The organism is Algiphilus sp. (genome assembly GCF_023145115.1).
Classification (GTDB): Bacteria; Pseudomonadota; Gammaproteobacteria; order Nevskiales; family Nevskiaceae; genus Algiphilus.
In genome coordinates this window covers 1-5,175 of sequence record NZ_JAGLEJ010000059.1, presented here as the reverse complement: position 1 = coordinate 5,175, position 5,175 = coordinate 1, and the positions used below count along the sequence as shown (strand labels likewise).

General features: G+C 65.7%; 4 protein-coding genes. All 4 read left to right on the top strand.

The genetic code is table 11. The features are described from left to right. The first annotated feature begins 164 nt into the window (after positions 1-164). Positions 165-1,304 (top strand): acyl-CoA dehydrogenase family protein, encoded by a 1,140-nt coding sequence (locus KAH28_RS17400; protein ID WP_290578868.1) that lies wholly within the window; start codon positions 165-167, stop codon positions 1,302-1,304. 15 nt (positions 1,305-1,319) lie between these two features. Further along, positions 1,320-2,270 carry a nitronate monooxygenase family protein gene (locus KAH28_RS17395; RefSeq protein WP_290578866.1) on the top strand — a complete coding sequence of 317 codons (951 nt, stop codon included), beginning with the start codon at positions 1,320-1,322 and terminating at the stop codon, positions 2,268-2,270. A gap of 79 nt (positions 2,271-2,349) precedes the next feature. After that, positions 2,350-3,756 carry a wax ester/triacylglycerol synthase family O-acyltransferase gene (locus KAH28_RS17390; RefSeq protein WP_290578864.1) on the top strand — a complete coding sequence of 469 codons (1,407 nt, stop codon included), beginning with the start codon at positions 2,350-2,352 and terminating at the stop codon, positions 3,754-3,756. Further along, positions 3,753-4,535, top strand: a complete 783-nt coding sequence (locus KAH28_RS17385) for an SDR family oxidoreductase (protein ID WP_290578862.1) — start codon at positions 3,753-3,755, stop codon at positions 4,533-4,535. Before KAH28_RS17390 ends, KAH28_RS17385 begins: the two co-directional genes overlap by 4 nt. The last annotated feature ends 640 nt before the right edge of the window (positions 4,536-5,175 follow it).

Here is a 5,175-nt window from a genome sequence, read left to right as displayed (position 1 = left end):
AGGAACTCATTTCGCGCACGCTCTGACGCGATTCCGCGTCGGCACGGCCTCCGCCCCGTGGCGGCGGTCGCCGTCGGAGCGCGCGCCGGCACGACGGCGGCGCCCCGGCGAGCCGAGCGCGCCCGACTCATTCATCCACGACCCGACATCCAGCGAGAGAAGCCATGCAACGCCCACCGTTGACGCCCGAGATGGAGCTGTTCCGCGACAGCGCCCGCAAGTTCTTCCAGACCGAGATCAGCCCCAACAGCGAGCGCTGGCGCGAGGCCGGCATCGTCGACCGCGAGGCGTTCCTCAAGGCCGGCGAGGCGGGCTATCTGTGCATGTGGGTCGACGAGGAATACGGCGGGCTCGGCATCAAGGATTTCCGCTACGAGCAGATCCTCATCGAGGAGAATGTCTACCACGGTGATGCGGGCTTCTTCATGACGGTCCACAACCGTCTGATCGCCCCCTACATCGGCACCTTCGGAACCGAGGAGCAGAAGCGGAAGTACTTCCCCGGCATGCTCAGCGGCGAGCTCATCCTCGCGGTCGCGATGACCGAGCCCGATGCCGGCTCCGATCTCGCGGGCATGAAGACGCGCGCCGAGGACAAGGGCGACCACTGGGTGCTCAACGGCGCCAAGACCTACATCTCCAACGGCATCCTGTGCGACCTCGTCATCGTCGCCGCCCGTACCGATCCGGAGAATCCGCACGCCGTGACGCTGTTCCTGGTGGAGCGCGGCATGGAGGGCTTCGAGCGCGGCCGCAATCTCAAGAAGATGGGCCTGAAGTCGCAGGATACCGCCGAGCTCTTCTTCCACGACGTGCGCGTGCCCAAGGAGAACGTCCTGGGCACCGTCAACAAGGGCTTCTATCACCTGATGCACGCGCTGGCCGAGGAGCGCCTGCTGTCGGCCGCCGGCAACGTCGCCGCGGCGCGCCTGGCCGTGGACACGACGCGCGATTTCGTGCGCGAGCGCAAGGTCTTCGGCAAGCCGCTCAGCAAGATGCAGAACACGCGCTTCAAGCTGGCCGCCCTGGATACCGAGATCGAGATGGCGCAGGCCTTCGTCGACCGCTGCGTGGAATTCCACAACGAGGGTGCGCTCAGCGCCGAGGATGCGGCGCGCGCTAAGCTCTTCGCCAGCGAAGTCTACGGACGTTCGGTGGACGAGGGTGTGCAGCTGCACGGCGGTGCCGGCTACATGGACGAGTACCCGATCTGCCGCATGTACCAGGACGAGCGCATCAACCGCATCTTCGCGGGCACCTCCGAGATCATGAAGGAGATCATCGCCCGCTCGATTCTCGACTAAGGGAGAACCCAACTCATGCGCATGCCCGAGCAGTGGCAGGGTCGCGTCCGCGCCCCCATCATCGCCGCTCCGATGTTCCTCGTCTCGAATCCCGACCTCACGGCGGCCTGCTGCAAGGCCGGCGTCATCGGCACCTTCCCGGCGCTCAATCAGCGTTCGACCGAAGGATTCGTGGAGTGGCTGGAAGTCCTCAACGGCCAGCTCACCGAGCGTGACGCGCCGTTCGGCGTCAACCTGATCGTCCACAAGTCCAATCCGCGCCTGCAGGCGGATCTCGAACAGGTGGTGCGCTACAAGGTGCCGCTGGTGATCACCTCGCTGGGTGCGGCGACCGAAGTCGTGGACGCGGTGCACAGCTATGGCGGCCTGGTATTCCACGACGTGGTCAATGCACGCCATGCCGAGAAGGCGGCCAGGGCCGGCGTCGACGGCATCATTCCGGTCGCGGCGGGAGCGGGTGGTCACGCCGGCACCATCAACCCCTTCGCGCTCGTGCCCGAGATCCGGCGTGTCTTCGACGGCTACATCGTCCTGTCGGGATGCATCAGCAGCGGCGACGGTGTTGCAGCGGCCATCGCCATGGGCGCCGACTTCGGCTACATGGGCACCCGCTTCATCGGTACCAGGGAAGCGGCCGCCGATGACGCCTACAAGCAGATGCTGGTCGATGCCAATGCCGCCGACATCGTCTACACCCCGCACATCAGCGGCGTGCCGGCGAACTTCCTGCGTGCCTCCATCGAGCGCGCCGGCATGGATCCGGACAACCTGAAGCCGAAGGAAGGGGGCGTCGACTTCGGGACCGAGCTTTCCGGTGGCAAGGCGTGGAAGGACATCTGGTCCGCCGGTCAGGGGGCCGGGCAGGTCCGGGACATCCCGTCGGCCGGTGAGCTCTGCCATCGCCTGATCGCGGAGTATCACGAGACATGCCGGCAAATGGGGAGTGTGAGCGCCGCCGCCGCGTAGGGGCGGCCTATCCCGCGTCGCCGAAGCCGGCGAAGAACCGGCCGGCGGCGCCCAGGGACCAACGGGAAGGGGACTGTGCATGGGGGGACTGATCAATCCGAACGATGCCGCCTGGCTGTATGCCGAGAAGCCGGCGATGCCGACGCACATCGGTTGTCTGTCGATCTTCGGCATGCCGGACGGCGCCGGGCGCACCTATCTGCTCGAGATGGCCGAGCGCTTCCGCCGCACCCGGATATTCTCCCGGCCGTTCAACTACGCGTTGCGGAGATCCGGGGCCGGACGCTTCATCCCCATGTGGGATGAACTGGAGCCGGACCAGATCGATCTCGACTACCACTTCCGTCACTCGGCGCTGCCCACACCGGGCGGCGAACGCGAGCTCGGGACACTGGTCTCGCGACTGCACTCCTATCCGCTGGACCGCACACGTCCTCTCTGGGAGATGCACCTCATCGAGGGACTTGCGAACGATCGCTTCGCGCTCTACCTCAAGGCCCACCATGCGCTGATCGACGGGGTCGGCGGGATCCGCATGCTGCGGCGCATGCTATCCGACAAGCCCGATGCGGAAGCGGGCGGGCCACCCTGGGCACTGTCCAGCCGTTCGGCCGCGAGCGCGCCCACCGAGACGCAGCGCGAGCAGCCGCGGTCGCACCTGCTGGCACAGGCATCGACACAGGCGCGCTCCGCCGTCACCGCCGTCCGTGCGCTCGCGGGGCAGTGGTCGCGCCGCAATGACGCGCTCACGCGCCCCTTCGACGCGCCGGTGTCGGACATCAACCGGCGCATATGCGGCAAGCGGCGCTTCGCCACGCAGAACTACGCGTTCTCGCGGATCAAGACGGTGGCCGAAGCGGCCGATGTCTCGATCAACGATGTCTTCATGGCGTTGTGCTCCGGGGCCCTGCGGCGCTATCTGGGCGAGCTCGGACGGCTGCCGGGCAAATCGCTCATCGCGGGCATGCCGGTTTCGTTCCGGTCGGCGGATGACGCGGCGGCCGGCAACGCCATCAGCTTCATGCTCGCCAGCCTGCATACCGACATCGCCGATCCGCTGGAGCGGCTGCATGCCTGTCATGCCTCGGCGTCTGCAGCCAAGGCCGAGCTCTCGCGCGTGCCCGCGGAGTCGATGCCGCAGTTCACCATGATGTTGATGGCGCCCTACATGGCCCAGGTCATGCTGGGTGTCGGTGGCTATGTCGCGCCCATGCACAACCTGATCATCTCGAATGTGCCCGGGCCGCGCGAGGCGCTGTACCTCAACGGCGCGAGGCTCCAGGAGATCTATCCGATCTCGCTGCTGTTCAACGGCGAGGCGCTCAACATCTCCGTGCTGAGCTACGGCGATCGCTTCAATCTGGGCTTCACCGGTTGTCGGGACACGCTGCCGCACATGCAGCGGGTGGCGGTGTACACCGGCGAGACGCTCGCGGAACTCGAGCGCGTTCTCGGGTTGCCCGCAGCCGACGGAGCCGCGTCATGAGCGGCCAGGTTGCACTCGTGACCGGTGCCTCCGGCGGCATCGGGTGGGCCATCGCGGAGGTGCTCGCGGAGCATGGGCACGACCTCCTGCTGGTGGCGCGCTCGGCGCCACGCCTCGAAGAGCGGGCAGAAGCCATTGCGGCACAGCACGGCATCCGGTGCGACTGGATGGCTGCCGATCTTGCATCCGAGGACGGCGCGAATGCCGTCCTCGACGCGGTCACCCGGCGGGGCTGCGTGGTCGATCTGCTGGTCAACAACGCCGGCGCGCTGCACGAGGGCGACTTCCTCGATGTGCCGCTGGAACGCCACGAATCACTGGTCTCGCTCAATGTGCTCGGCGTCATGCGCCTGACGCACCCGCTGGCACGTCAGATGCGCGATCGCAACGCCGGGCGGATACTCAACATCGCATCCACGTCGGCGTTCAATCCGGTTCCGTCGCTGGCCAGCTACGCGGCCAGCAAGGCTTTCCTGCTCTCGTTCAGCGAGGCACTTGGCATGGAACTGAGCGGAACCGCGGTCACGGTGACGGCGTCATGCCCCGGATTCACGAATACCGGCATGATCGAGCAGGAGGGGCGCAAGCCGATGCAGCTGCCCGTCATTCCCAATCTCGAGCCGCGTGCCGTCGCCGAGCACAGCTATGCCGCCTGCATGCGTGGCGAGCCGGTCACGGTGCCGGGACTGCTCAATCGGCTGTCGTCCGCCACGCTGCGCCGCGTTCCGGGCTGGTTGCGGCGCCGGGCCATCACAATGATCAAGGATCGCGGGATCTGAGATCGCTCTCCTGTCCGCGGTGGTTCCCCATCCTCGGAGCGTTTCGCCGGTATCGCGAGTATTCGCTTGCCGGCAAGTCGTTCATTGACGACTTCAAGGCACTTTGCGAGAAGCGCATGCAGGTGACTACCGCATGACTGGCTGCTCGCTGCAAGCAACGTCCTTCCGGGGGCGTCTGTTGGTGCCGGCGGCATCCCGGGACGCGAGTGGTACACGCCCCAGAACGGGAAAAGCCCCATCGCTGGGGCCTTGATTCCGATCCAACTTCTTGATTTGCTTGGTGGGCCGCCAGGGACTCGAACCCCGAACCTACTGATTAAGAGTTGCCATAGGCATACGGGCCGCAATAGTGCAAATCTCCTGTCGTCAATCACTTAAGGAAGGGGTGCACTAGGCCCAACTTTGGTTGCTGGATGCTGGCTGGATGCTGGAATTACTGGCAGCACACGTCCATTCACAAGGGATATGTGTCATGCCATCGCTAAGAATCACACAGAACCGCCTACCTAGTCTTGAGCCTAAAGCTGGAAAGGTCACGATCTACTGGGACACGGAGCTAGCAGGATTTGGAGTCAAAGTGACGCCCACAGGGCGGCGTAGCTTTATCGTCCAGTCCGGTCGTGTCCCACGACGTGGTGTA

Excerpts from the sequence above, each read along its gene's own strand:
- KAH28_RS17400 (WP_290578868.1), top strand. The coding sequence starts at position 165 with ATGCAACGCCCACCGTTGACGCCCGAGATGGAGCTGTTCCGCGACAGC.
- KAH28_RS17395 (WP_290578866.1), top strand. The coding sequence starts at position 1,320 with ATGCGCATGCCCGAGCAGTGGCAGGGTCGCGTCCGCGCCCCCATCATC.
- KAH28_RS17390 (WP_290578864.1), top strand. The coding sequence starts at position 2,350 with ATGGGGGGACTGATCAATCCGAACGATGCCGCCTGGCTGTATGCCGAG.
- KAH28_RS17385 (WP_290578862.1), top strand. The coding sequence starts at position 3,753 with ATGAGCGGCCAGGTTGCACTCGTGACCGGTGCCTCCGGCGGCATCGGG.